Origin of the sequence: Methylobacterium phyllosphaerae (genome assembly GCF_001936175.1) — a bacterium.
Lineage (GTDB): Bacteria > Pseudomonadota > Alphaproteobacteria > Rhizobiales > Beijerinckiaceae > Methylobacterium > Methylobacterium fujisawaense.
On sequence record NZ_CP015367.1, the window covers coordinates 2,534,725 to 2,558,954 of the forward strand.

A 24,230-nucleotide genomic window follows, 5' to 3' on the forward strand; every position below is an offset into this window, starting at 1 on the left:
CCGGCCGGGCGGTCCGGCGGCGGCGCTCAGCGCCGCCGCCGGATCGAGCCCACGGTTTGCAGTTGCGTCTGCGCCTCGGCGCGGTCGTCCTCGCTCGCGGCCGCCCAGTTCTTGTCGTAGAGCGCGACGATCCAGTCGTCCTTCCGCGCTTCGGCCCCTTCCCGCGCGAGGGAGAGCCACATCAGGCCCCTCACCCGCTGGATCGGGATCCCGCCGAGACCGTTGACCAGCATGTCCCCGAGCAGTGCCTGCGCCGGATGGTGGCCCTTCTCGGCTGCGAGGTTGAACCAGCGCGCCGCCTGCTTCGGATCGGCCTCGACGCCCGTGCCGTCGAGGTAGAGCCGGGCGAGATTGTACTGCGCGTTGGGATCTCCGTAGTACGACGCGGCGTAGTTGAACATGTCGTAAGCGCGTTCGGGATTGGGGCGCACGTAGGTGCCCTTGATCCCTTCCAGGAAGTAGGTGCCCAGAGCCGTGAAGGCGCTCCCCAGAACCGCCGAGTTCTGCGGGTCGGGGCCGTCATCGGTGCTGGCATCGGCGATCCGGGAGAAGAACTCGAACGCCTTCAAGTCGTCATGGGGTACGCCGTCGCCGTCGGCATACATCCGGCCGAGCTTCCACAGAGCCAGGGCGTGGCCCTGGCCGGCCGCGTATTCGAGGGCGCGGGCCGCGCCCTGCTTGTCGCCGGCATTGTACTCCCGCATGCCGGCCCGGAGCGCGTCCTTGGCCGAGCGATAGCTCTTGTCGGCGACCGGCACCTGAACGGGCGTGCGGACATTGGCGTCCAGCGCACGCGAGGTCTCGACCGGAAGCGCAAGCAAAGCGAGCGCCCAGGTCGCGACGGCGAGGCCGCGGGCGAACCGGAACCGACCGGGATCGGCCCCGACCGGCGCCCTGCGCCGGCTGAGGTCAGTCCTAGACGTCCGCATAGCTCTGCGTCTCCTTGGCACCTCCCGGATGGGTCACGGCGCCGTAAAGCGCCGGGCCGACGCCTTGCGCGTATTTCCAGAGGTAGCCGGAGGTCGCGGAGTTCGGACGCGGCGTCCAGGCCTTCCGCCGCTCGGCGAGTTCTTCGTCCGAGAGAGCGACGCTGAGCGTGCCCTGGATGGCATTGAGGGTGATGACGTCGCCGTCGCGGATCAGGCCGATCGGACCGCCCACGGCGGCTTCGGGTCCCACATGGCCGACGCAGAAGCCGCGTGTCGCGCCCGAGAAACGCCCGTCGGTGATCAGCGCCACCTTGTCGCCCATGCCCTGCCCGTAGAGCGCCGCGGTGGTCGACAGCATCTCGCGCATGCCGGGACCGCCCCGCGGCCCCTCGTAGCGGATGACGAGAACCTCACCTTCCTTGTAGCTACGCGACTGCACGGCCGCGAAGCAGGCCTCCTCGCCGTCGAACACCCGGGCCGGGCCGGTGAAGACCTGCTTCTCGGCCGGGATGCCCGCGACCTTCACGATGGCGCCCTCGGGGGCGAGGTTGCCCTTCAGGCCCACGACGCCCCCGGTCGGGGTGATCGGCCGGTTGGCCGGGTAGACGACGTCCTGGTCCGGGTTCCAGGTCACCCGGTCCATGTTCTCGGCGATGGTGCGGCCGGTGACCGTCAGACAGTCGCCGTGCATGAAGCCGTGGTCCAGGAGCGTCTTCATCAGCAGCGGGATGCCGCCGACCTCGAACATGTCCTTGGCGACGTAGCGCCCGCCGGGCTTCAGGTCGGCGATGTAGGGCGTGCGGCGGAAGATCTCCGCCACGTCGAACAGCGTGAATTCGATGCCGCATTCATGCGCGATGGCCGGCAGGTGCAGGGCGGCGTTCGTGGAGCCGCCGGAGGCGGCCACCACGGTGGCGGCGTTCTCCAGCGCCTTGCGGGTGACGATGTCCCGCGGGCGGATCCGATTCGCGAGAAGCTCCATCACCTTCTCGCCGGCGGTGGCGCAGAACTTGTCGCGGATCTCGTACGGGGCCGGGGCGCCGGCCGAGTAAGGCAGCGCGAGGCCGATCGCCTCGGAGACGGTTGCCATCGTGTTGGCGGTGAACTGCGCGCCGCAGGCGCCGGCCGACGGACAGGCGACCTGCTCCAGCTCGTCCAGATCCTCCAGGCTCATGTCGCCGACGGCGACCTTGCCGACAGCCTCGAACAGATCCTGGACGGTCACGGGCTTGCCGCGGAACGAGCCCGGCAGGATCGAGCCCCCGTAGATGAAGATCGAGGGGACGTTGAGGCGCACCATGGCCATCATCATCCCCGGCAGGGACTTGTCGCAGCCGGCAAGTCCCACCAGGGCATCGTAGGCATGGCCCCGCATGGTCAGCTCGACCGAATCGGCGATGACCTCGCGGGACGGCAGCGACGCGCGCATGCCGCCATGGCCCATGGCGATCCCGTCGGTCACCGTGATGGTGCAGAATTCGCGCGGCGTGCCGTTGGCGGCGGCGACGCCCTTCTTCACCGCCTGCGCTTGGCGCATCAGCGAGATGTTGCAGGGCGCGGCCTCGTTCCAGCAGGAGGCGACGCCGACCAGCGGCTGGTGGATCTGCTCGCGCGTCAGACCCATGGCATAGAGATAGGAGCGGTGCGGGGCGCGGTCCGGCCCCTCAGTGACGTGGCGGCTCGGCAGCTTCGACTTGTCGTTCAAACGCGTCACCATGACTTCAGACCAAGCCTTCGCACAGCCGATCCCGAGGGTGCGCTGAACCGCGGCGCGTCGCCGTTCGCGAAGCGCCGGGATATTCATCCGCGTGCTCGGGAAGTCCTCGTTTCCGATCGGTAAATCGTTGTCGAGATTGCCGTTTACCGCGGATCTTGAGGTGGGCCCGGACTATGGCGGGATCGCGGCGTTTACAGGCAGGTCTCGGGGCGGAGCCGGGATCGTTTTACGGTGTTGCGACCCCGCCACAGCCACGCTTGCAGCCATTTCGCTCGCCAGGACCAAAAGAAGGACAATCGCGACGGCACCGCCCGGTGATCCGCCTCGATCCGTCTAGTCTTCAGGATCAGCGCGGATCTTCGCAGAGGAATCCGGCCGCGCCGCGGCAAAACCGGCCGGAGATCGTCGGCGCAGCATTATCGCCGTGCGCGGTCTGCGCCGGAAAGACCTGGGCGGATCGGGAAATAACCCGTGGGACCGGATCCGCGGTTCGTTCGAACGCGGGCCCTGCAGGACCGCACCATAGCCCGCCCGGGACAGGGCGTATCTCCAGGCGACCCCACCGGTGGGCACGCTTTCCGATGCGGGAAGACGATCCCGTGACGGCGTCCGCGGGCGGCCGGCCGGACGGGATCACAGGATCACGGGATGGCCTGATCCCAGGCGGGTCGCGGCTCAGGCCGCTCCGCTCTGCGGCGCCGGGATCTCGGTGGAGATGGCGTCGACCGTGCGCGGCATCGGGCTGCCCTGCCCGTCCGCGCGCTGAATCCGCACCTGCTGGTTGACCGGCTGCATGTTGCCGAAGGGCGTCGAGAAGGCGATCTCGGCGGCATCGCGTCCGACGCCGATCCGCACCAGCCCGTCGAGGTCGGCTTGCCGTGTGGCGTCGAACAGCCACCAGCGGCCGTCGAGATAGGCTTCGAACACGGCGTGGAAGTCGCTCGGAACGAGCCCGTGGGCGTAGCAGCTCACGAACCGGGCCGGGATGCCGAGAGCCCGGCAGAAGGCGGCGCCGAGATGCGCGAAATCGCGGCATACGCCGGCGCGCTTGAGCAGAGACTCATGCGCGGTGGTCTCGCCGTCGCTGGAGCCCGGCTGATAGGCGATGTGGTCGTGGATCCAGTTGCAGATCTGGTTCACGCGGCCATAGCCCTTGGGCAGCGCGCCGAACTCGGCCAGAGCGAACGGCGTCAGCCGGTCCGAGGACACGAACCGGCTCGGCAGCAGGAAGGGCAGGATGTCGAGGGGCAATTGCCCGATCGGCGTCTCGTTGATCGTCGCGGGATCGGCCCGATACACCGTGAGATCGACCTCGGCATTGTACTCCAGCGCGAACTGGCCGGTCGGCACGTTGACCGCGAGATAGCGGTTCTGGTGGTCGGGCGTGGTGTAGAGGTCGCGCTTGAGGTTCGGCGTCAGGACCAGGCTCTCGGTCAGGATCTCGACGCTCTTCAGCTTCGCCACCTCCAGATTGAAGATGAAGGTGGTGTCCGACAGGATATTGTATGACAGGCTGCAACCGAGGATGTAGCGCATCGGATCTCCTTGCCGGATGACGGCCTATCCGCCGCCCAAGCAAGGGGCGCGCCCGATCGTGGGTTCCGGTTCAGGCGCGCCGCGGCAGCATCAGCACCGTGAGCGAGCGCACGCCCTGCGCGCCGTGGATCAGCACGCCCTCGATGTCCGCGGTCGCCGACGGTCCGGTGTGCAGCACCGCGTAGGCCGAGCGGCCGAATTCCGGCCGGCGATAGGCGGCCTGCACGTTGGGCACGATATCGGCGGGATCGAGCAGAACGACGAGGTGCTGCGCGAGATAGGCGACCGCGTTGACGATCAGCTGATCCTCCGTGAACAGCACCGATCCCGTCTCGGCGATGCCGAACACGGCGCGCACCACCGCCACGTCCACGTCCTCGACCTCCTGCGGGGCGCGGACGTTCCGAAGGTCCCGGTTGCCGTTCAGTTCCGGTACCGCGGAGGCAATCACCTTGGCCGCATCGAGTCGCTCGCGGACCCCCGCGAAGACATCACCGGCGCCGGGCTCCGCCACCCGGCCGCCCATCCGCTTCAGCCGCTCGCCGAACTCGGCCACATGGTCGTCGCCGACGAGGGGCGTGAACAGCGGCACCTCCGGCAGCGGGAAATCGCCGGCTGGCCGGTTCCTGCGGATGCCGTCCAGGATCGCGTCGCGGGCGCTCATCGACGCGTGTCCTTCATGCGGTTCTGCTTGTACCAGGCGTGGAAGGTCTGGCGCGGTGCGTCGGGCATCTCGCGCTTCTTCCCCCAGGTGTTGAGCGGATTGTAGACGGCGAAACGCGGCAGGACCTTCAGGGCGGAGTCCGCCGCGCCGATCGCGGCCCGGTAGGCGGCCGGGCGCGACAGGACCGCGCCGGCGGCTTTCATCATGCCCTGCTTGAGCGCCGGGATCTGGTGCTCCTCGACCAGCACCTTGCGCCACGCGAAAATCTGCTCGTGGATGTTGATCTTCACCGGGCAGACGTTGGTGCACGAGCCGTTCATCGTCGAGGAGAACGGCAGCGTCGAGTATTTGCGCTTGTTGAAGGTCGGATCGATGATCAGCCCGATCGGCCCCGAATAGGTCGCCCCGTAGGAGAGGCCGCCCGAGCGCCGGTAGACCGGGCAGGTGTTCATGCAGGCGCCGCAGCGGATGCATTTCAGGGATGTCCAGAACTCCTCCATGCCGAGGCGCTCGGAGCGGCCGTTGTCGACCAGCACCATGTGCATCTCGGTGCCCGCCCGCGGCGCGCGGAAATGCGAGGTGTACTGGGTGATCGGCGAGCCGAGCGCCGAGCGCGACAGCAGGCGGATGAAGACGCCGAGATGCTCGACCTTCGGGATGATCTTCTCGATGCCGATGGAGTGGATCTGCAGCGGCGGCACGTTGCCGGAGAGGTCGGCATTGCCCTCGTTGGTGCAGGTGACGACCGAGCCGGTCTCCGCGATCGCGAAGTTGCAGCCGGTCATGCCGGCATCGGCCTTCAAGATATAGGGGCGGGTCGTCTCCCGCTGGCTCTCGGCGAGATAGTGGGCGTCGTCGTTGTTCGGGTCCGTCCCGAGCGTCTTGGCGAAGACCTCGGCCACGTCCATCCGGGTCTTGTGGACCGCCGGCGCGACGACGTGGCTCGGCTCCTCGTTGTCGAGCTGCTGGATCCGCTCGCCGAGGTCGGTCTCGATCACCTCGATCCCGTTCGCCGCCATGTGGTGGCGGAAGCCGCACTCCTCGGTGAGCATCGACTTCGACTTCACCAGCGTCTTGGCGCCGTGGCTCCGCAGGATCTCCAGGACGATCCGGTTGTGGTCGGCCCCGTCCTTGGCCCAGTGGACATGGACGCCGTTGGCTTTCGCGGCTGCCTCGAACTGCTCGAGATAGCGGTCGAGATGGCTCAGCGTGTGCGTCTTGATCTGCGAGGCGAGCTCGCGGAGCTCCTCCCATTCGGGAATGCCGTGGGCCGAGACGTCGCGCTTCTTGCGCAGGTCCCACAGCCGCTCGTCGTGGGCAGCCTGGTGCAGCGGCGCGGCGAGGAAGCGCTCGGCGGCCTCGGACTGATTGATCGGACGGTCACCCCGGATCTTCGCGCCGCGGGGCTGCGGCTCACGGACCTGGGGCGCGCGGATCGGCTTCGAGGCCGCCTCGGCGTGCTGGAGGCGCCGTCCGTCCTGCGCGCGTTCACTCTCGTCGTGGCTGGCGCGCACCTCCGGGTGGATGACGCCGTCGCGCTCGCGGGGATTCAGATCCTCGGCGCTCATGCGGTGGCTCCGTTCAGCACCTGGGCGATGTGGATGTACTTGAGGGGCAGGCCCAGGCGCTCGGCGCAGCCCTTCTGGTGCATGAGACAGGAGGAATCCGCCGAGACGACATATTGGGCGCCGGCGCGATTCTGGTCGGCCACCTTGTCGTAGCCCATCTTGGCCGAGACGGCGGGCTCGAACACCGAGAAGGTCCCGCCGAAGCCGCAGCACTCGTCCGGCCGGGCGAGATCGACGAGCTCGACACCCTTGACGAGGCGCAGCAGGTCGAGGGGCTTCGAATAGTAGGGCTTCACCAACTCGGATGGCCGCGCGTGATGGATGCCACGCAAGGCGTTGCAGTTGGTGTGATAGGCGACCTTATGAGGGAAGTTCGTCCAGGGCAGGTCCTCGACCTTCAGCACGTCGTGCAGAAATTCCACCAGCTCGTAGGTGCTGGCGCGGACGTGGCGCACCGCGTCGGTCTGGGGGATCGCGGTGAGATGCTCGCGGACTTGGTGGACGCAGGACCCCGATGGCGCGACGACATAGTCGAAGCCGGAAAAGTTCTTCACGAACAGCGCTTCGGTGGCGGCGGCTTCGGCGTGGCAACCGGTATTGGCCATCGGCTGACCACAGCACGTCTGATCGTAAGGGTATTCCACAGTGCAGCCGAGCCGCTCCAGCAGCTCGAGGGTGGCGATCCCCACCTCGGGCTCGAAGGCGTCGACGTAGCACGGCACGAACAGGCCGACCCGCATGGTGCGACAACTCCCTGAAGATCGGCCGCGCGGCGATCTGGAACGGTTCAAGATTGGTGGTGGGTCTACCGGATGTCGCTGATCTTGGCGAGATCGGACACTGCGTCACCGGGCCCGATGTAACGCAGCGCGCCGTTGATGCGGGGTCCGCAGCCCCTCCGTCTTCCAGGCCGTGGATCCGCGGTCAGGGGACGTCGTTCCCGGGGCTTGGCGGTCGGCGTCGTCGATCCGGTCGAGGGGTGACGCTCCTCCGTGCGCAGCCGGAGAGTTTCCCGAGGATGCTGGGCCGCGCGCTTGATTTCCGACGCCTCAGAGTCGAATGACGTCTGGAAGCGTTCCGAAGAGATCATCACCATGGAAGAACTGCTCGCCCGCGTCACCACCCGCACCGGGCTCGACGCCGCGACCGCTCAGACCGCCATCGGGCACATCCTGGCCTTCCTGCAGAAGGAAGGGCCGGCGACCGAGGTCGGTCAACTCCTGGCTGCCCTGCCGGGCTCCGAGTCCCTGATCGCCGAGTCGAATGCCGGCGAGAGCGGCGGCGGCGGTCTGATGGGCATGCTCGGCGGCATGATGGGCGGCGGCGGCGTCATGGCTTTGGGTCAGAAGCTGATGGCCGCCGGTGTCCCGATGGGTCAGATGCAGCCCCTCGGCCAGGAGCTGTTCGCTTTCGGTCGCGAGAAGGTGGGCGAGGACGCGATGGGCCCGATCATCGGCTCGATCCCCGGCTTGAACCAATTCGTCTGACGCCCATCGATGTGCGCGGTCGCACTGCATTCGGGTGCCGCCTGGACGAAGGTAAAAAAGAGGTTTCGAGGCGAAAGCTTGACGGAACCTGTCCACGCGATCCCCGTTATTAGTGATGCGGGCTGGATCGACGCCTTTGGCAGTGTCCAGTTCCGCTCTCAAGCAGGCCGGCCATGCCCGTCTTCGAAGCCAAAAATCTGGACAGCGAGTTTGAAGGGCAGACCCTGCTCGCTGCCATCCTGCATCCGACCCGCGCAGCGCAGACCCGCGCTCTGAGGCACGGTCGCCAACGGGCGGAGCGCGCGGCGGCCTTGGCCGATCCGATGACGATCGAGCCGCGTTTCCCGATTGCGCCCGGTGAACTGGCCCCGACCGGCTGTCCCAGCCGCTGAGGCTGTTCGGATTCGGTCAGCCTACCAGGGCTGCGACGTGACGAGACCCTGGCGCGTCACGACCACCCATTCCCGTCCGTGTCGCTCGACGCCTTCCACGCGACCGACGCCCGGAAGGATGTCGCCGGGCGAGACCTCGACCAGGCGGCGGCGCCGATTCTCCAAAACCGCCGTGCCCTCGTAGACGTCCCGCAGAGCCCAGCCTTCGATCACCGGCGGCCTGTCGAAGGTCGCCGGTTTCGGCTTGGTCTCGCCAATCTTGGCCTCGCCAGTCTTAGCCTCGCCTGCCTTGGCCTCGCCCACCTTGGCGTCCGCCCCCTTGACCTCGGGCTTCCCCTCGCTGGCGCGGGCGGGCTCGCCGATGCTTCCCGTCTGGGTCGGCTCCGCCTTCGCGGCGACCGGTGTTGCGGCTGTCCGGCGCTCCAGCTGCGCGGCGAGGCCGGTGAGCCGGGCGGTGTGCTCGCGCTCGCCCTGCTCAAGGCGCTCGCCTAGCGCCGCGACCTTGGCGTTAACACTCTTATCGACCTGCGCCAGACGCTCGCTGAGGGCGCTGCTGCGGGTCGCGGCCTCTTTCCGCGCGGCGTCGGTTGAGGCGCGAAGGTCGGCGAGGACGGTGTGGAGCTGCGCGATGTCGCCGGCCAGCCGAACGGTTTCGGTCCGGCCGGCATCGAGCGTGGTTTCGAGAGCCGCAATCGCAGCGGGCCGCACGGCTGCCGGGCGGGAGAGCACCATCACGCTCCCGCCCAGAATTGCGCCGACGGCCAAAGCCGCGCCCGGGAGCGCGAGCCGCTTATGATCGAGGCGCGACAGGAACGGACGAGCGAAGCCCTTGCCCGCGGGAGGCTCCACGGACGCGGTCGCCGCCGGGGCAACTTCCGCCTTTCCGGTCACCACAGCTTTGAGCAGATCCGCCGGCGAGATGCCCTCGGAAACGGCCTGCTTGGCTTGGATCTTCGTCATCGCCCCGAACTCCGCACGCGGCCTCGCGCTGCAAGCGTTCGTTAAGGACGTTTGTTTACGAAACCCTTACCGCGGGCGCGCGGCTCAGGCCGCCAGCCCGCGCTTCTTCAACAGCGGCTCGATGCTGGGCATCCGCCCGCGGAAGGCCGTGTAGGCCTCGCGCGGATCGCGCAGATTGCCGGCACCGTACACGAAGGTCCGCAGCCGCTTGGCCGTCTCCGGATCGAAGATGTCGCCCGCTTCGCGGAACGCGTCGAACGCGTCCGCATCGAGCACCTCCGACCAGAGATAGCTGTAGTACCCGGCCGCGTAGCCATCCCCCGAGAAGATGTGGGCGAAGTGCGGTGTCCGGTGTCGCATGCTGATCTCGGCGGGCATGCTGATCCGCCGCAACGCTTCGGACTCGAAGACGGGGACGTCGAGCCCGGCCTCGCCCTCCGCCGAGAGATGCAGCGTCATGTCGACGATGGCCGAGGCGGTGTACTCCACCGTGGCGAAACCCTGGTTGAAGGTCCGTGCCGCCAGCAGCTTCTGCAGCAGGGCGTCGGGCATCGGCTCGCCGGTCCGATGATGCCGCGCGTGGGCGCGTAGGACCTCCGGCTGCTCCAGCCAATGTTCGTAGAGCTGCGAAGGCAGTTCGACGAAGTCCCGCGACACGGCCGTTCCGGACAGGAGCGGGTAGGTCACGTCCGACAGCAGACCATGCAGGGCGTGGCCGAATTCGTGGAACAGGGTGCGTGCGTCGTCGAAGGACAGCAGCGTGCTCTCGCCGTCAGGCGCCTTGGCGAAGTTCATCACGTTGACGATGATCGGCGTGATCGGGCCGTTCAGGCGCTCCTGCGAGCGGAAGGCGCTCATCCAGGCGCCGGAGCGCTTCGAGGCCCGGGCGAAATAATCGCCGAGGAAGAGGCCCACCTCGGACCCGTCGGGATTGCCGACCCGCCAGACCCGGACATCGGGATGATACCGGGGGACGTCGGAGAGTTCCGTGAAGGTCAGGCCGAACAGCCGGGAGGCCGTGTCGAACGCCGCCTCAATCATCCGCTCCAAGGGCAGGTAGGCCTTGATCTCACTCTCGTCGAGGTCGTGCTCGGCGCGACGCACCTTCTCGGCGTAGTGCCGCCAATCGTGCGCCTGGAGCGCGAAGTTGTGGCCTTCGGCCTGGATCGTCGCCTGGAGGCGGTCCCGCTCTTCGGCCGCCCGCGCCCGGGCGGGCGTCCAGACGTCGCGCAAGAGCCCGGTCGCCGCTTCGGGACTCGCCGCCATCGTGTCGTCGAGGGCGAAATGAGCGAAGCTCGCGAACCCGAGAAGCCGCGCCCGCTCCGCGCGCAACCGGATGATCTCGGCGAGGATCGCACGGTTGTCGGTCTCGCCGCCGTTCTCGCCGCGCCGGGTCCAGGCCGCATAGGCGCGCTCGCGCAGGTCGCGCCGGGTCGAGAAGACCAGGAAAGGCTCGATCAGCGAGCGCGACAGAGTGATGACGTGCCCGTCGAGGCCACGCTCCTTGGCGGCGCTCTCGGCGGCGGCCCGCAGGAACGGCGGCAGGCCGGCCAGATCCTCCTCGCCCCGAAGCGGCAGGATGAAGCTGCTCTCGTCGGCCAGGAGATTCTGGCTGAACCGCGTGCCGAGTTCCGACAGGCGTGCCGCGATCTCCGCCATGCGGCCCTTGTCCTCGGGCGCGAGATCGGCCCCCGACCGCCGGAAGCGGATCCGGTATCGGTCGAGGACCCGGCGCTCCTCCGGCTCCAGGCCCTCGGGCGCGATCGCCGAGATCCGGGCCCAGAGCTCGGGATTCAGGTAGATGGCGCTTCCATGCCGAGCGAGCTTGGGGCCGATCTCGCGCTCGATGGCCTGAAGCTCCGGGTTCGTATGGCTGCCGGTCAGATTGTAGAAGACGCCGGCGACGCGCTCGAGGGCGAGGCCGGCCCGCTCCATGGCCTCCACGGTGTTGCCGAAGGTGGCCGGAGCATCCTGGCTCGCGATCACGCGGATCTCGGAAGCGTGGGCCTCTAGCGCCGCTGCGAAGGCCGGCCCGTAGTGCTCCGGTCGGATCCGCTCGAACGGCGGAAGGCCGTGCGGGGTGCTCCAATGCGCCTCGCGGAAGGGATTGTCCTGCGGCAGGCTCGGGAGCCCGGCATCAGCTGCGTCCGACATGCGGTCCTCAACGATACGTCCACGCGACGCCGCGTCTGTCCGCGCCGCCGGTGCGCCGACATGGGGTCTGCCGGCGCGATCGGAAAGACAGTGGCCCGTTCGACGGGTCCGTCAACCACATGGGCGCGATCCGAATGGCGTCTCGTCCGTTGTAGAGGCCAACGCCCACGCTTCGAGGCCCCATGCCGGGACGCACTCTGTCGATCCGCCCTCCGTCCGTCTTGCGCGCCGGGGTGGCCCTTGCATTGGCGCTCGGCCTGCTCGCCGCCGATCCGGTCGGGGCCGCCGAAACGCCCGCCGCGTCGGTGCCGACGCCCCCGCCCCTGCCGCCCGAACGCCCTGAGACGCTGAAGCCACCCATTCCGGAGCCGGCGCCGCCGACCCCGCCGGCCCGGCCTCCGGAACTGAAGCCTGCCGTCGCGGAGCCGGCGAAGGAGCCGGTCAAGGATCCCGGCCGGGAAAAGGCCTCCGAATCCGCGAAGGAAAGCCCGAAGGAAGGCTCGAAGGAATCCGCGAAGGAGGCGTCCAAACCCGAGATCCCGACGCCGCCACCCGCGCCGCCCGAGCGCCCGCCGGAACTGTCCGGCGGGGCGGCCCTGGCCCTGAAGGTCTCGCCGCCGGACGATACGGCCTGCCGGATGCGCCTGAAGCGACTTGGCGTCGATTTCGAGCCGCTGGCGCCCATCGCGGAAGGGCAATGCACCGCTCCGCTGCCGCTCAAGGTGACGAAATTCGCCGACGGCGTGGCGCTGCCGCAGGGCGCGACCTTGACCTGCCGGGCCGCCGAAGCCCTCGCGCGCTGGGTCACCGAGGTGCAGGTCGAGGCCGAGCGGACGTTGAAGCATCCCCTGACCGCCCTCGAACTCGGCGGCTCCTATGTCTGCCGAGGCCAGAATCACGACATCGATGCCAAGCTGAGCGAACATGCCTTCGCCAATGCCGCCGACATCATGGGCTTCGCCTTCGCCGGACGCGCAAGCATCCCCGTGAAGGCGATGCCGGACGGCTCCGAGGAGGCGCAGTTCCTGGGCGCGGTGCGCACCAAGGCTTGCGGCTTCTTCCGCACGGTCCTGGGGCCGGGTTCGAACGCCGCCCACGCCAACCATCTTCATGTGGACCAGCGCGAGCGCAATGCCGGCCACCGGCTGTGCGAGTAGCCTCGCGTGGAACGTTCCGGCCGGCTCGGCGCTTTTTGGCACGGGAGCGCCTCCGCTCTCCGGAATTGCGACGTCGATGATCCCAAAATCCTGGCGGCCCGTTGGCGCGGCTCTCGTGGCGAGCTGCATCGTCGTGCAAGGCGCGGCGGCCAAGCCCGAGAAAGACCGGACGACCGAAGCGGCGCAGCCGCCGGCGCTCACCGCCGACACCGTGAACGCCGCCGCCCTGGCCCCCCCGGAAGCGGGCAAGGATCGGGATGCCAAGCCGAACACGAAGGCGCGCCGGGCCGCTGCGTCCGCGGAGAAGCCCGACCCGCTGATCGTCAAGGCGCAGGTGCTGCTCGACCGGGCGCATTTCTATCCCGGCGCGATCGACGGCCGGACCGGCGAAAATTATAAACGCGCGCTCTCCGCCTTCGCTGTGGCGCAGGGGCTTTCAGCGACGCAGAGCCTGAATCCTGAGGTTTGGGACAAGCTCCAGGCAACGAGCGATAAGCCCGTCGTCACGGACTATACGATCACCGAATCCGATGCCTCGGGGCCCTATGTCGAGCGGATCCCGCCCAAGATGGAGCAGCAGGCCGAGCTCAAGACGTTGGGGTACACCAATGCCCGGGAGATGCTCGCAGAACGCTTCCACATGGGCCGTGACCTCGTCAGCGCGCTCAATCCCGGCAAGTCCCTGGACAAGGCCGGCACGGTCATCGCCGTCGCGGCCGTGGAGCCGATGGGGACCGACAAGCCGAAGGCCAAGGATCTCCCCGAAAGTCCGAAGGTCGAGCGCATCGAGGTCGGCAAGGCGAGCCGCGACGTCCGGGCCTTCGGCGCCGACGGAAAGCTGCTGGCCTACTACCCCGCCTCGATCGGCAGCTCCGAGAAGCCAGCGCCGAGCGGTGACACCAAGGTGAAGGGCGTCGCGTTCAATCCCGACTACACGTACAATCCGAAATACGCATTCAAGGGCGTGAAAGCGCAGCACAAGTTCACTATCCAATCCGGTCCCAACAACCCGGTCGGTCTGGTCTGGATCGATCTGGCGATCCCGAGCTACGGCATCCACGGAACGCCGGAGCCCGAGAAGGTCGGCAAGACCGAATCCCATGGGTGCATCCGGCTGACCAATTGGAATGCCCGCGACCTCGCCGCGCACGTCACGCGCGGTGCTGAGGTCGTCTTCAAGGAAGACTGATCACCCGGCGTCGATCCGCCCGGCTGCCGGGCGGACAAAAATGTATCAGCCGTTAACATAGCGCGCGGTCGCACCATCGGAACGGGCCGGGAACGCTTGACACGTTGCGGAATACGGGCGACGCCACAGGTTGTCTCGCGGGCCATCCTTCGGGCCGTGCTCGTTCATACGAGCGCTGCTGTCGCGGTGCGCGGGGCTCGACCGACCGCACGGCATAATCCCCGGAAACGGGGCGTTCGAAGGGAAGACGGCCCGGCGTGATTGCTGACTCCAACGACGACGTTCTCAACGGTGTCCGCGTTCTCGTCGTCGAGGACGAGGCCGCGATCTCCATGCTTCTGGAGGACATGCTCCTCGATTTCGGCTGTGCCGTAGTCGGGCCGGCCGCACGGCTCTCCTCCGCGCTGGAAATGGCGTCGCAGGAAGCGTTCGAGGTCGCCATCCTCGACGTGAACGTGGCGGGCGAGCCGATCTATCCCGTGGCCGAGGCCATCGCCAAGCGCGACCTGCCGCTGGTCTTCTCCACCGGGTACGGCGGCGCGGGCATCCGCGAGCCGTTCCGCGACCGGCCCGTCGTCCAGAAGCCCTTCAGCCAGGCCGATCTCAAGCGCACGCTGATCGGCGCGATCCGGGCCGCCCGCGCCTGACGCACGCCGGGTAACCGGCGCGTCCCCAGCACGGCGGCTGTCGGGTGAGGCGAGACGCCGCGGTTCCTGACCGCGGCTTCAGAGCCCTTCGATCGTGAAGACCTGCTCGACATGGGCTGGCCACCCGCGGGCCCCGACGAAAACGGCGTCGGCACGGAACGTCACACCAGCACACCACGCGTTGCGCCCGATCCACGCCCTGACCGCGCGGGAGAAGCGCCGCCGCTTGGCGGCATCGATCGCTTCCCGCGCGTCGTCACGCTTGGCACGCGCCTTCACCTCCACGAACACGATGGTGTTCCAGCGCTGGACGACGAGGTCGATCTCGCCCCCGGCCATGCTCACGCGCCGGCCGATCGGCCAGTAGCCCTTGAGCATCAGTGCGGCCAGCGCCAGCCATTCGGCGTGGTGGCCGCGCCGATAGGCGGCGCGGCGCCGGCCGGTCTGGTCCGGCACAGCCCCGTTCATCCCTGGCCCCGCGCCAAAGCCAGCGCCCGCGAATAGACCTGACGCCGCGGCTGTCCGGTCTCGTCAGCGACGAGGCTGGCGGCATCCTTGATCGAGTGCCGCTCCAGCGCCGACAGGATCAGCGCGTCGAGGGCGGCATCCGCATCAATCGTTCGCTCCGGCGTTGTCGCCGCACCGATGATCACCACGATCTCACCCTTGGGCGGTCCTTCCTGGGCGAAGCGCTCGCTCAGGCTGCCCAAGGTATCGCGTCGGATGGTTTCGTAGAGCTTGGTCAATTCCCGGGTCACGGCGGCCGGGCGCTCCGGGCCGAGCACCGCAGCGGCATCGGCCAGCATATCGGGCAGGCGATGCGGCGATTCGAATAGGACCAGCGTGCCGGGAACCTGGACCAGTGCCTCCAGGCGGTTGCGCCGGGCGCCGGCCTTCTGCGGGAGGAAGCCCTCGAAGAAGAAACGATCGGTCGGTAGACCCGCCGCGACCAAGGCCGTCATCACCGCCGACGGGCCCGGAACCGGCGTGATGGCGATCCCCGCCTCGATCGCGGCCTGGACCAATTTGTAGCCGGGATCCGAGACCAGCGGCGTCCCGGCATCCGAGACGAGAGCCAGGGCTTCGCCGGCGCGCAGCCGCGCGATTATCCGCTCCCGCACGGCATCGTTGGAATGCTCGTGATAGGCGAGCAGCGGCGTCGTGATCCCGTAATGCGCCAGCAGGTTCCGGGTGACGCGGGTGTCCTCGGCCAGGACCGCATCCGCGGCCGCCAGGGTGGCCAGGGCCCGGATGGTGATGTCGCGCAGGTTCCCGATGGGCGTCGCCACGATGTGCAGGCCCGGCGACAGGGGTTCGGTCTCGCTCGCCAGACCGAAGGCGGTGAAGGTGGTGTTGCGCGGCCGATCGGGGGCGAGCTTCGGGGACGGAGCTCGGGTCGGGGCGGCGGGCCCCGGGGCATCGAATCTGCGTGTCATCATCGGTGATCTTGCCACACCGGCCGTCTCCCGTCGCGGTGAAGGCGTCCGACCGGGGGCAACTCTGCCGCTCCGCGTTTACAATTCGGATTCCGATCGTCAGGCTGCGGTGCCTGCCGAGAGGAGTCCGCGCGATGGCGCGCCCGACGAGCATGCGGGACCGTCTCGTGCGCGTCACCGCCCCGACCGCTGCGCTGTGCGCCGTCCTGCTGTCATTGGGCGGCTGCCTCGGCACCGACATCGCTCGGCGCGCGACGGCGCCACAGGCCGAGCTGACGCCGCCGGCGGCCGTTCCCGGGGCACCGCCACCCGCACCCGCAGCGCCGCCGATGCCGGCGGCGGGTGGCACCGGGCGCATCGGTTCCGGAGCCGTCAAGGTCGCCCTCGTGCTGCCGCTGACCGGCCAGGGGGCAACGGTGGGTGCCGCCATGCGCAACGCGGCACAACTCGCCTACGACGAGGCACAGCAACCCGACCTGACGCTTCTGGTGGAAGATGACCGAGGCAGCCCGGACGGCGCCCGGGACGCGACGCAGGAGGCGCTGCGCCAGGGGGCCGAGATCGTGCTCGGTCCGCTCTTCGCCGGCAATGTTCAAACGGCGGCGGCCGCGGCCAGAGCGGCGGGCAAGCCGGTGGTCGGCTTCTCGACCGACGTGACCGTGGCCAGCCGGGGCGTCTACCTCCTGAGCTTCCTGCCGCAGCCGGAGGTGGACCGCGTGGTCGAGGATTCCGTCGCCGGCGGAAAACGCTCCTTCGCGGCTCTGATCCCCGAGACGGCCTACGGCAATGCCGTGGAGGCGGAGTTCCGGGAGGCCGTTGCCCGGAAGGGCGCGCGGGTCGCCGCCGTCGAACGCTACCCGGCCGGCGTGCCGGGTCCGGCGGTGGAACGGCTGACCCGGGTCATCGCAGGGCCGGGCGCCACCGCCGATGCGCTGTTCATCCCCGAAACCGCCGACGCGCTGCCGGGCGTGGCCGCGGCGCTGACCAAGGCGGGTTTCTCGCCCGCCCGGATACGCCCCATCGGCACCGCCCTCTGGAACGAGCCGTCGCTCTTCGCCCTTCCCGCCCTGCAGGGCGGCCGCTTCGCCTCGCCGGACCGCACCGGGTTCTCGAATTTCAGCGGCCGCTACCAAGCCCGGTTCGGCGCCGTTCCGCCGCGCGTCGCATCCCTGGCCTATGATGCGGTGATGCTCGCGGCCGCCCTGTCCCGACGCTACGGCTCGCAGCGCTTCGCGGAGTCGACCCTGACGAACGGCTCCGGCTTCGCCGGCATCGACGGGACCTTCCGCTTCCGGCCGGACGGGCAGAGCGAGCGGTCCCTGGCGGTCTATGAGATCCGCAACAATGCCGCGATACCCGTCAGCCCCGCGCCGCGGGTGCTGGCAAAGCCCGGGATCTAATCAGGCCGCAAGTTCGGCAACCAGGGCATTGAGCACCGGCGCCCCCTTGGCGGTCGCGGCGATGCGGCCGCCGGGAAGCCGCTCCAGCACGCCATCGCCGATCAGCATGCCGATGCGGTTGCCGTTCAGCGGCCGGCCCTTGAGGGCAGCGTAGCGATCCGGATCGATGCCCTCGCGAAGGCGAAGCCCCATCACCAGGAACTCGTCGGCCTGGTCGGCGGCCGTGAGCGTTTCGGTCTCGACGACGGCATGTCCGTCGCGCTCGACCCGGGCCAGCCAGGCTTCCGGCGACCGCTCGGTGACGGTCCCGATCCGTCCCCCCGCCGTCACGAGCCGCCCGTGCGCGCCAGGACCGATGCCGGCATACTCGCCGTAGCGCCAATAGAGCAGGTTGTGCCGCGACTCCGCCCCGGGCCGGGCGTGGTTCGAGATTTCATAGGCCGGCAGGCCGGCCTCTGCACAAAGTTCCTGGGTGACGTCGTAGAGGGCGCGTCCGACCTCGTCGTCCGGCGTCACCAGTTTGCCGGCGGCGGCGAGGCCGTAGAACGGCGTCCCCGGCTCGATGGTGAGCTGGTAGAGCGAGAGATGCTCTGCGGCCCGCGCCAGCGCCGCTTTCAGCTCCGCCCGCCACAGCGCCGGAGTCTGTCCGGGCCGGGCATAGATCAGGTCGAAGGAGGTCCGCTCGAAGGCCGACTGCGCCAGCGTGATCGCCTCCAGGGCCTGTGCGGCGTCGTGCAGGCGCCCGAGGGTCCGAAGCGACGCGTCGTCGAGGGCCTGGATGCCGAGGGAAACCCGGTTGACCCCGGCGGCGCGGTAACCCCGGAAGCGCCCGGCCTCGACACTCGACGGATTGGCCTCGAGGGTGACCTCGGCGCCTTGAGCCACCGGCCAGTGTTCCGCGACGGCGTCGAGCAGGCCCGCCACGGTCGCGGGCTGCATCAGCGAGGGTGTCCCGCCGCCGAGGAAGATGCTGGTGACGGTCCGCCCCGGGGTGCGGGCGGCCGTGTGGGCGATCTCGGCCCGGAATGCCGCGAGGAAGCGCGGCTCGTCCACGCCCGCGTGGCGGACGTGGCTGTTGAAGTCGCAATACGGGCACTTCGCCGCGCAGAAGGGCCAGTGCAGGTAGATTCCGAAACCCACGTCGCGGGTCGGATGGTCCGGGCCGGTCGATACCATGATGACCGGGATGTGAGCGCGACCGCGCCGTTTGGCAATCAGGAACCGGAGGCCAGACAGGCCCGGCTCAACGCCACGAAGGCCCGGGCCCGGTGCGAGAGCCCCTGACCCTTCTGCCAGTCGACGCCGTGCTTCTCCTCGGCGCTCATCTCGCCGAAGGTGCGCGCGTGCCCGTCCGGCCGAAAGATCGGGTCGTAACCGAAGCCGGCGGTGCCCCGCGCCGCCACGAGGTCGCCGAACACCCGCCCTTCGAACAGCTCGGTATGGCCGTCCGGCCAAGCCAGGACCAGGGCCGAAACGAAATGGGCCCGGCGGTCGGCCGCGCCACGGTCGTCGAGTTCGGCGAAGATCCGCGCCATCGCGGCGGCGAAATCCTTGTTCGGGCCGGCCCAGCGGGCCGAGAAGATGCCCGGCGCTCCGTCGAGTGCGTCGACGCACAGGCCGGAATCGTCCGCGAAGGCGGGCAGTCCGGTGGCGTCGGCCGCCGCCTTCGCCTTGATGGCGGCATTCTCGGCGAACATCGTGCCGGTCTCCTCGGGCTCGGGCAGTCCGAGTTCGCCGGCCGACACCGCCTCGACCCCGAACGGCGCGAGCAGCTCGCGCATCTCGGTGAGCTTGCCGGCATTGTGCGTGGCGATGACCACCTTCCCGGTCAGGCGGCGGCTCACGCGATGGCCTCCTTCTGCAGGGCGACCAGCCGCTCGGTGCCGGCGCGGGCGAGGCCGAGAAGTTCGAGAAGCTGCTCCTGGGTGAAGGGCTCCATCTCGGCGGTGCCCTGCACCTCCACGATGCCGCCGCGCCCGGTGAGCACGAAATTGGCGTCGGTCTCGGCGGCGGAATCCTCGGCGTAATCGAGATCGAGGACCGGCATGCCCTTGTACAGGCCGCACGAGACGGCAGCGACATGGTCGCGCAGGGGATCGACCGAGATGATCGAGCGCGTCCGCATCCAGGCGAAGCAATCGTGCAGCGCCACCCAGGCGCCGGTGATGGCGGCCGTCCGGGTGCCGCCATCGGCCTGGATGACGTCGCAATCGATCGTCACCTGACGCTCGCCCATGGCCGGCAGGTTCGTGACGGCCCGGAGGGACCGGCCGATCAGCCGCTGGATTTCCTGCGTTCGACCCGACGGCTTCCCGGAACCAACCTCGCGGCGGGTGCGTTCGTGCGTCGCACGCGGGAGCATGGCGTACTCCGCCGTGACCCAGCCCTTGCCCGATCCGCGCAGCCACTGGGGCGAACGCTCTTCGAGCGACGCGGTGCAGAGCACCCGGGTATTTCCGAAGCTGACGAGGCACGAGCCTTCTGCGTAGCGCGAAACCGCGCGCTCCAGGCTCACGGGCCGCAACTCGTCGGCGGCACGCTTGGAAGGCCGCATCGCGGGCCCCTTCTGTCGAGAGTGTCGAGGGCCGGGCTCTTAGGCCGCCGCGACATCACGGGCAAGCATCGCCATACGGATTGATCCGCGCGGGTCGGTTGCGCATGATCGGACCACAGGATGACCGCGTGACACACCCCAGTCCCAACTTTGCCAACGGCCAATCCATGCAGGCCCTCGCCGCCCTCAATGAGCGCGCCCGCGAGATCTTCCGGCAGATCGTCGAGAGCTATCTCACGACCGGCGAGCCGGTGGGCTCCCGGAATCTCGCTCGGATCCTCCCGATGGCGCTGTCGCCGGCCTCGATCCGGAACGTGATGGCGGATCTGGAGCATTCCGGCCTGATCTTCGCGCCGCATACCTCGGCCGGACGCCTCCCGACCGAACTCGGGCTGCGGTTCTTCGTCGACGCGATGCTGGAACTCGGCGACGTCAGCCAGGACGAGCAGGCGCGCATCGAGGCACAGATGCGGGCCGCAGCCTCGGGCCACACGTTCGATTCCGCCTTGGCCGAGGCCTCGACCATGCTGTCGGGCGTCTCGCGGGGGGCTGGCGTGGTGCTGACCACGAAGGCCAACGTCAATCTGAAGCACATCGAGTTCGTGCGGCTCGATCCGGCCCGCGCCCTCGTCATCCTCGTCTCGGATGACGGCTCCGTCGAGAACCGCATCGTCGATCTGCCGCCCGGACTTCCGGCGGGTGCGCTTCAGGAGGCCACGAATTTCCTCAACGCGCGCCTGCAGGGCCGCACCCTGGGGTCGCTGCGCGCCGAGATCGAGGCCGGCCGCAAGGCCATGAAGCGCGAGCTCGACGCGATCACCGAACGCCTCGTCGATGCGGGGCTCGCAACGCCGGTGGGGCCGACGGAAGCGCGCCAATTGATCGTTCGCGGCCAGGCCAACCTGCTCGACGACCTGCGCGCGGTCGAGGATCTCGAGCGGATCCGCCTGCTGTTCAACGACCTGGAGACCCAGAAGGACGTCATCGACCTGCTGGCCCGTGCCGAGGGCGGCGAGGGCGTGCGTATCTTCATCGGCTCCGAGAACAAGCTGTTCTCCCTCTCGGGGTCATCGCTGATCGCGGCGCCGTTCCGCGACGGATCGCAGAAGATCGTCGGCGTGGTCGGAGTCATCGGTCCGACCCGCCTCAACTACGCGCGCATCGTGCCGATGGTGGATTATACGGCGCGGGTGGTGTCGAAGCTTCTGGACGGCGGCCGGTAGGTCCTGTCGGGCCTCAGGCCGCCCGAACCGAATCCAGGAATCGTGCGACCTCGACACCGAGGCGCGCGGAGTGCTGCGACAGATCCGATGCGGAGCCCAGGACCTGTCGCGCGGCCTCGCCCGTTTGCGCGGCGGCTCCGGCCACCCCGGCGATATTCACCGTCACGTCCGCGGTCCCGTCTGACGCCTGGGTCACGTTGCGGACGATCTCCTGCGTGGCCGCCCCCTGCTCCTCGATCGAGGCGGCGACGGCCGCAGCGACCGCGTTGATGTCCCGGATCCGCGTGACGATACCGTCGAGTGCCCGGGTGGCTTCGCCGGTGGAGCCCTCGACGCGCGCGATATGATCGTTGATCTCCTCGGTGGCGCGGGCGGTCTGCGCAGCCAGATCCTTCACTTCGGCCGCCACCACGGCGAAGCCGAGCCCGGCCTCGCCGGCCCGCGCGGCCTCGATGGTGGCGTTGAGGGCCAGCAGGTTGGTCTGCGCGGCGATCGAGGCGATCAACCCGGCGGCGTCGCTGATCCGGGATACCGCCTCCGACAGCGCCTGCACGCGGTGTCCCGTCTCGTCGGCCTCGTCCACGGCCGTCCGGGCGAGGCGTGACGAGCCTGCGACCTGCCCGGCGATCTCGCGCACGCTCGCGCCGAGTTCTTCGGCCGCAACCGCGACGGTGCGGACGCTGGTCGAGGCTTGGTCGGCGGCCGCAGCGACGCTGCTGGATCGTGCCGCGGCCTGCGTGGCGGTGTTTGTCAGGGCTTGGGCGGTGGCGTGAAGCTCGGACGCCGCCGACGACACCGAACCGACGATCGTGCCCACGGCCTCTTCGAAACCATCGGCGAGCGCCGCCATGGCCCGCTTGCGCTCCGCTGCGGCCGACGCCTCGGCCGAGCGCCGAGTCTCTTCCTGCTCACGTGCCTTCTGCGCCACAACGGCCTTGATACCCTCGACCGCCCGCCCGACCATCCCGATCTCGTCTCGGCGCCTGGCCTCGGCGATCTCGGTATCGAGGTCGCCGAGGCTCATGCGCTGAAGGACTTCCACAAGTCGGTCTAGGGGATGTGCGACAGTCGCGGCCATCATCCGGCTGACGGTGACGGCCAGCAGAAGCAGCGTGATCGCGGTTGCGATGGCCAAGTTCTGCGCGAGATGCGTGATGGGTGCGAACGCGGTGGCGTGGTCGACCGAAAGCGCGATGTACCAGTCGAGCGCCGGCGGCAGGTTTGGGACGCGCGCGAAGACCGTGCGGACGGACCGTCCCGCCTCGCGCGTGTCCACCGCCCGACCGGCGGCGATGCCGGGAACCGGACCGTCGATCAGCTCCGACAGGGGCTTGCCGATGAACGCGGCCCGCGGGTGGATCAGGATCGTGCCCGCGCCCGACACCAGATAGGCATAACCGCCGTCACCCGGCGCGACCTCGGTGATCATCCGGGCAAGAACCGAGACGTCGAAATCGCTTCCGACCACGCCGCCGAGACCGTGCGCCGCATCCTTCACCGGCGCCGCCGCCGTGATGATGAAGGTGCCGCGACTGGCGGAGATGTACGGCTCGGTCAGGATCGGGCCGTCCGTCGCGGCGGCCTCCTTGTACCACGGACGCTGACGCGGATCGTAACCCGGCGGAATCTCGGCCTTGGGCATCTTGGTGTAGAACCCGTCCGGACGCCCGAAGAAGCTGACGTAGAACGAGTCGCGGATGATGGGCGCGTCGAGCACCCGATCCGTGTCCGACTCACGGCCGCCAGCGGTGATCTGCTGAGCCATCATCTGCGTCAGATCGAGCTTGCCGCGCAGCCAGTTGCCGACGCTGCGGGCGGCAGATCCGCTCAGGCTCGACATGCTGGCGTCGACGTCGCCCTGCAGGGTGCTGGACTGGGACAGGTACAGATAGGACGAACAGGCGACGAGGGCCGCCGATACGATCGCGAGAATCAGGAGTGTCGCGCGACCCGATATCCCGACGCGTACCTGGCGTGCCGCTCCAGAAAAGCCACCGATTTCAATCGACATGCACACCCCGATCTTCAGGAGTCGCGCCTGACGAGGCCAAATTCAAACCTAAACCGCGACCTGTGGCGTCTGTGTTCTTTTTATCAGATCGTGGATGGCATGGATCAGGACGTCGATCGGGCGTGACACCATTCCCCGCGCAAAGCCGGTCCGCGCCTTGTCGGGCGCGGACCGGATCGACGGTGATGATCGTGTGCTTTGCTTGCGCCGGTGTGTCGGCGGCCGGAAGAGCCGTTTCGACCGACGCGCGGCCAGGCGTTAGGCCGGGATCACGTCCACGATCTCGTAGGTGTCGGGGTCGATGATCACGATGTCGTCGCGCACGAGGATGAACTCGTAGCCCTCGTATTCCGGCACGATCGAGATGATCGCCGGCGGCAGCCGGTGCAGGGTCACCGACCGCGGGATCGCGGTGCCGACCGCGAGACCGAAGGCCACGTCCCGGAGCGGCGACACGCCCAGGCGGGTGATCGAGCTGCGGAACTCGGTCCGCTGCCGGGTATCGAGGCGGCCGACCGCACCGCGAACGGCGCCGCCCTCGCGGGCGCCGGCACGTCCGCCCCGCTCGCCAGCCGGACCGCGGCCGCCCCGATCGGGGCCGGCTGCGTCGCGATTGCCGCGCTCGCCGCCGGCACCGGGTTCACGGGCACCGCGCTCGCCCCGGTCACCGCGATCACCGCGATCACCGGCATCGGGCTTCGCGGCCGGGCCGGCCCGACCGGACGATCCGTCGCGCTCGGCGGCGCCATCCGGGCGGCCCGGTCCCTCGGCACCACGACCCGCCGGTCCACCCGGCTCGGCGCCGCGCGGACCGCCCTCGGCACCGCCAGGCCCGCGCATCGCGCCGCCGTCCGCGCCGCCGGCACCGCCCCGCATCCCGCCGCCAGCGCCGCCGCCAGCGCCGCCGCCACCGGCCGGACCGGCGCCTGCGCCGGCAGCTCCACCGGGACCGCCGGGTCCGCCGCCGCCGGGGCCGCCCCCGCCGCCTGGGCCGCCCTGCGCGAATGCCGTTGCCGCTCCGGCCACGACGATGGCCGCCGCAACCGTGTCTCTCAGAATGCGCTTCATGGCCTCTCCTCCTGCGGCCGTCGGACCATCCCCGACGCCCATGCCGGCCCGCAACGGGCCTCGGGGCGAACCGTTCCGTCCCGCGGCGTCGTGGCCATGCGGCCGGTGACACCCGCGCGGGCTGTCCTCGGCTAAGTC

General features: G+C 69.3%; 23 protein-coding genes. 8 read left to right on the forward strand and 15 right to left on the reverse strand.

Annotated features, from left to right (window positions below):
- Nucleotides 1-26 precede the first annotated feature (26 nt).
- The 6 genes from MCBMB27_RS11355 to MCBMB27_RS11380 all read right to left on the reverse strand — a co-directional run bounded on the left by MCBMB27_RS11355 (nucleotide 27) and on the right by MCBMB27_RS11380 (nucleotide 7,154).
- Nucleotides 27-929 (reverse strand): tetratricopeptide repeat protein, encoded by a 903-nt coding sequence (locus tag MCBMB27_RS11355; RefSeq protein ID WP_043345803.1) that lies wholly within the window; start codon nucleotides 927-929, stop codon nucleotides 27-29.
- Nucleotides 916-2,646, reverse strand: coding sequence for a dihydroxy-acid dehydratase (ilvD, locus tag MCBMB27_RS11360; protein ID WP_075380450.1), 1,731 nt, complete (start codon nucleotides 2,644-2,646; stop codon nucleotides 916-918). The genes MCBMB27_RS11355 and ilvD overlap by 14 nt, the downstream gene beginning before the upstream one ends.
- Nucleotides 2,647-3,321: 675 nt before the next feature.
- The gene (locus tag MCBMB27_RS11365; RefSeq protein ID WP_075380451.1) at nucleotides 3,322-4,182 is read right to left on the reverse strand and encodes a transglutaminase-like domain-containing protein; all 861 of its coding nucleotides are present in this window, start codon (nucleotides 4,180-4,182) and stop codon (nucleotides 3,322-3,324) included.
- 70 nt (nucleotides 4,183-4,252) lie between these two features.
- On the reverse strand, nucleotides 4,253-4,846 hold the full coding sequence (locus MCBMB27_RS11370) for a LutC/YkgG family protein (RefSeq protein WP_075380452.1): 594 nt from the start codon (nucleotides 4,844-4,846) through the stop codon (nucleotides 4,253-4,255).
- Entirely contained in the window at nucleotides 4,843-6,414 is a 1,572-nt protein-coding gene (locus MCBMB27_RS11375; RefSeq protein WP_043758131.1) for a lactate utilization protein B, read from the reverse strand. Before MCBMB27_RS11375 ends, MCBMB27_RS11370 begins: the two co-directional genes overlap by 4 nt.
- On the reverse strand, nucleotides 6,411-7,154 hold the full coding sequence (locus MCBMB27_RS11380) for a (Fe-S)-binding protein (protein ID WP_043380077.1): 744 nt from the start codon (nucleotides 7,152-7,154) through the stop codon (nucleotides 6,411-6,413). The genes MCBMB27_RS11375 and MCBMB27_RS11380 overlap by 4 nt, the downstream gene beginning before the upstream one ends.
- A 354-nt stretch (nucleotides 7,155-7,508) precedes the next feature.
- On the opposite strand from MCBMB27_RS11380, the gene MCBMB27_RS11385 reads away from it, so the two are divergent.
- Complete coding sequence (locus MCBMB27_RS11385) at nucleotides 7,509-7,901, forward strand: DUF2267 domain-containing protein (protein WP_043345824.1); 393 nt, start codon at nucleotides 7,509-7,511, stop codon at nucleotides 7,899-7,901.
- A gap of 173 nt (nucleotides 7,902-8,074) precedes the next feature.
- Nucleotides 8,075-8,293 carry a hypothetical protein gene (locus MCBMB27_RS11390; RefSeq protein ID WP_043345819.1) on the forward strand — a complete coding sequence of 73 codons (219 nt, stop codon included), beginning with the start codon at nucleotides 8,075-8,077 and terminating at the stop codon, nucleotides 8,291-8,293.
- A 21-nt stretch (nucleotides 8,294-8,314) separates the two neighbouring features.
- On the opposite strand, the gene MCBMB27_RS11395 is transcribed toward MCBMB27_RS11390, so the two are convergent.
- Complete coding sequence (locus tag MCBMB27_RS11395; RefSeq protein ID WP_075380453.1) at nucleotides 8,315-9,253, reverse strand: hypothetical protein; 939 nt, start codon at nucleotides 9,251-9,253, stop codon at nucleotides 8,315-8,317.
- Between the two features lie 84 nt (nucleotides 9,254-9,337).
- Nucleotides 9,338-11,407 (reverse strand): M3 family metallopeptidase, encoded by a 2,070-nt coding sequence (locus tag MCBMB27_RS11400; protein ID WP_075380454.1) that lies wholly within the window; start codon nucleotides 11,405-11,407, stop codon nucleotides 9,338-9,340.
- A 182-nt stretch (nucleotides 11,408-11,589) separates the two neighbouring features.
- On the opposite strand from MCBMB27_RS11400, the gene MCBMB27_RS11405 reads away from it, so the two are divergent.
- From MCBMB27_RS11405 to MCBMB27_RS11415, 3 genes are all read left to right on the forward strand, one after another.
- On the forward strand, nucleotides 11,590-12,564 hold the full coding sequence (locus MCBMB27_RS11405) for an extensin family protein (RefSeq protein WP_075380455.1): 975 nt from the start codon (nucleotides 11,590-11,592) through the stop codon (nucleotides 12,562-12,564).
- A gap of 76 nt (nucleotides 12,565-12,640) precedes the next feature.
- Complete coding sequence (locus MCBMB27_RS11410; protein ID WP_075380456.1) at nucleotides 12,641-13,753, forward strand: L,D-transpeptidase family protein; 1,113 nt, start codon at nucleotides 12,641-12,643, stop codon at nucleotides 13,751-13,753.
- A 257-nt stretch (nucleotides 13,754-14,010) separates the two neighbouring features.
- The gene (locus tag MCBMB27_RS11415) at nucleotides 14,011-14,400 is read left to right on the forward strand and encodes a response regulator (RefSeq protein ID WP_043345829.1); all 390 of its coding nucleotides are present in this window, start codon (nucleotides 14,011-14,013) and stop codon (nucleotides 14,398-14,400) included.
- A 78-nt stretch (nucleotides 14,401-14,478) separates the two neighbouring features.
- Here MCBMB27_RS11415 and MCBMB27_RS11420 read toward each other — a convergent pair whose 3' ends face one another.
- Together MCBMB27_RS11420 and rsmI are read right to left on the reverse strand one after the other, a co-directional pair.
- The gene (locus MCBMB27_RS11420) at nucleotides 14,479-14,868 is read right to left on the reverse strand and encodes a YraN family protein (protein ID WP_075380457.1); all 390 of its coding nucleotides are present in this window, start codon (nucleotides 14,866-14,868) and stop codon (nucleotides 14,479-14,481) included.
- The gene (rsmI, locus tag MCBMB27_RS11425) at nucleotides 14,865-15,836 is read right to left on the reverse strand and encodes a 16S rRNA (cytidine(1402)-2'-O)-methyltransferase (RefSeq protein WP_075381934.1); all 972 of its coding nucleotides are present in this window, start codon (nucleotides 15,834-15,836) and stop codon (nucleotides 14,865-14,867) included. Before rsmI ends, MCBMB27_RS11420 begins: the two co-directional genes overlap by 4 nt.
- A 134-nt stretch (nucleotides 15,837-15,970) precedes the next feature.
- Between rsmI and MCBMB27_RS11430 the strand changes: the two genes are divergently transcribed.
- Nucleotides 15,971-17,236 carry a penicillin-binding protein activator gene (locus MCBMB27_RS11430; protein ID WP_083683476.1) on the forward strand — a complete coding sequence of 422 codons (1,266 nt, stop codon included), beginning with the start codon at nucleotides 15,971-15,973 and terminating at the stop codon, nucleotides 17,234-17,236.
- Here MCBMB27_RS11430 and hemW read toward each other — a convergent pair whose 3' ends face one another.
- The 3 genes from hemW to rph are packed head-to-tail and all read right to left on the reverse strand — an operon-like array spanning nucleotide 17,237 to nucleotide 19,790.
- Nucleotides 17,237-18,412, reverse strand: coding sequence for a radical SAM family heme chaperone HemW (hemW, locus tag MCBMB27_RS11435; protein ID WP_053609894.1), 1,176 nt, complete (start codon nucleotides 18,410-18,412; stop codon nucleotides 17,237-17,239).
- 38 nt (nucleotides 18,413-18,450) lie between these two features.
- The gene (gene rdgB, locus MCBMB27_RS11440) at nucleotides 18,451-19,080 is read right to left on the reverse strand and encodes an RdgB/HAM1 family non-canonical purine NTP pyrophosphatase (protein WP_043758149.1); all 630 of its coding nucleotides are present in this window, start codon (nucleotides 19,078-19,080) and stop codon (nucleotides 18,451-18,453) included.
- Nucleotides 19,077-19,790, reverse strand: a complete 714-nt coding sequence (rph, locus tag MCBMB27_RS11445; RefSeq protein WP_075380458.1) for a ribonuclease PH — start codon at nucleotides 19,788-19,790, stop codon at nucleotides 19,077-19,079. Before rph ends, rdgB begins: the two co-directional genes overlap by 4 nt.
- Nucleotides 19,791-19,957: 167 nt before the next feature.
- Here rph and hrcA point away from each other — a divergent pair, with 167 nt between their 5' ends.
- Nucleotides 19,958-21,013 carry a heat-inducible transcriptional repressor HrcA gene (gene hrcA, locus MCBMB27_RS11450; RefSeq protein ID WP_085987606.1) on the forward strand — a complete coding sequence of 352 codons (1,056 nt, stop codon included), beginning with the start codon at nucleotides 19,958-19,960 and terminating at the stop codon, nucleotides 21,011-21,013.
- Between the two features lie 13 nt (nucleotides 21,014-21,026).
- Here the strand turns inward: hrcA and MCBMB27_RS28810 are convergent, their stop codons facing one another.
- Nucleotides 21,027-23,024: a methyl-accepting chemotaxis protein gene (locus MCBMB27_RS28810; RefSeq protein WP_075380459.1), complete on the reverse strand. Its 1,998-nt coding sequence runs from the start codon at nucleotides 23,022-23,024 to the stop codon at nucleotides 21,027-21,029.
- A 258-nt stretch (nucleotides 23,025-23,282) separates the two neighbouring features.
- On the reverse strand, nucleotides 23,283-23,420 hold the full coding sequence (locus MCBMB27_RS30915; RefSeq protein ID WP_335633083.1) for a DUF1236 domain-containing protein: 138 nt from the start codon (nucleotides 23,418-23,420) through the stop codon (nucleotides 23,283-23,285).
- Between MCBMB27_RS30915 and MCBMB27_RS30920 the strand changes: the two genes are divergently transcribed.
- On the forward strand, nucleotides 23,409-24,227 hold the full coding sequence (locus MCBMB27_RS30920; protein ID WP_335633085.1) for a hypothetical protein: 819 nt from the start codon (nucleotides 23,409-23,411) through the stop codon (nucleotides 24,225-24,227). The two genes, MCBMB27_RS30915 and MCBMB27_RS30920, sit on opposite strands and share 12 nt — an antisense overlap.
- Nucleotides 24,228-24,230 lie beyond the last annotated feature (3 nt).

What these genes read in the sequence shown, in the direction of transcription:
- MCBMB27_RS11405 (WP_075380455.1), top strand. Translation starts at nt 11,590, where the DNA reads ATGCCGGGACGCACTCTGTCGATCCGCCCTCCGTCCGTCTTGCGCGCC.
- rsmI (WP_075381934.1), bottom strand. Translation starts at nt 15,836, where the DNA reads ATGACACGCAGATTCGATGCCCCGGGGCCCGCCGCCCCGACCCGAGCT.
- MCBMB27_RS11400 (WP_075380454.1), bottom strand. Translation starts at nt 11,407, where the DNA reads ATGTCGGACGCAGCTGATGCCGGGCTCCCGAGCCTGCCGCAGGACAAT.
- MCBMB27_RS11420 (WP_075380457.1), bottom strand. Translation starts at nt 14,868, where the DNA reads ATGAACGGGGCTGTGCCGGACCAGACCGGCCGGCGCCGCGCCGCCTAT.
- MCBMB27_RS11365 (WP_075380451.1), bottom strand. Translation starts at nt 4,182, where the DNA reads ATGCGCTACATCCTCGGTTGCAGCCTGTCATACAATATCCTGTCGGAC.
- hrcA (WP_085987606.1), top strand. Translation starts at nt 19,958, where the DNA reads ATGCAGGCCCTCGCCGCCCTCAATGAGCGCGCCCGCGAGATCTTCCGG.
- MCBMB27_RS11410 (WP_075380456.1), top strand. Translation starts at nt 12,641, where the DNA reads ATGATCCCAAAATCCTGGCGGCCCGTTGGCGCGGCTCTCGTGGCGAGC.
- ilvD (WP_075380450.1), bottom strand. Translation starts at nt 2,646, where the DNA reads ATGGTGACGCGTTTGAACGACAAGTCGAAGCTGCCGAGCCGCCACGTC.
- rph (WP_075380458.1), bottom strand. Translation starts at nt 19,790, where the DNA reads ATGCGGCCTTCCAAGCGTGCCGCCGACGAGTTGCGGCCCGTGAGCCTG.
- MCBMB27_RS11370 (WP_075380452.1), bottom strand. Translation starts at nt 4,846, where the DNA reads ATGAGCGCCCGCGACGCGATCCTGGACGGCATCCGCAGGAACCGGCCA.
- MCBMB27_RS11380 (WP_043380077.1), bottom strand. Translation starts at nt 7,154, where the DNA reads ATGCGGGTCGGCCTGTTCGTGCCGTGCTACGTCGACGCCTTCGAGCCC.
- MCBMB27_RS11395 (WP_075380453.1), bottom strand. Translation starts at nt 9,253, where the DNA reads ATGACGAAGATCCAAGCCAAGCAGGCCGTTTCCGAGGGCATCTCGCCG.
- MCBMB27_RS11355 (WP_043345803.1), bottom strand. Translation starts at nt 929, where the DNA reads ATGCGGACGTCTAGGACTGACCTCAGCCGGCGCAGGGCGCCGGTCGGG.
- MCBMB27_RS11430 (WP_083683476.1), top strand. Translation starts at nt 15,971, where the DNA reads ATGGCGCGCCCGACGAGCATGCGGGACCGTCTCGTGCGCGTCACCGCC.
- MCBMB27_RS11385 (WP_043345824.1), top strand. Translation starts at nt 7,509, where the DNA reads ATGGAAGAACTGCTCGCCCGCGTCACCACCCGCACCGGGCTCGACGCC.
- MCBMB27_RS28810 (WP_075380459.1), bottom strand. Translation starts at nt 23,024, where the DNA reads ATGTCGATTGAAATCGGTGGCTTTTCTGGAGCGGCACGCCAGGTACGC.
- hemW (WP_053609894.1), bottom strand. Translation starts at nt 18,412, where the DNA reads ATGGTATCGACCGGCCCGGACCATCCGACCCGCGACGTGGGTTTCGGA.
- MCBMB27_RS11375 (WP_043758131.1), bottom strand. Translation starts at nt 6,414, where the DNA reads ATGAGCGCCGAGGATCTGAATCCCCGCGAGCGCGACGGCGTCATCCAC.
- MCBMB27_RS11390 (WP_043345819.1), top strand. Translation starts at nt 8,075, where the DNA reads ATGCCCGTCTTCGAAGCCAAAAATCTGGACAGCGAGTTTGAAGGGCAG.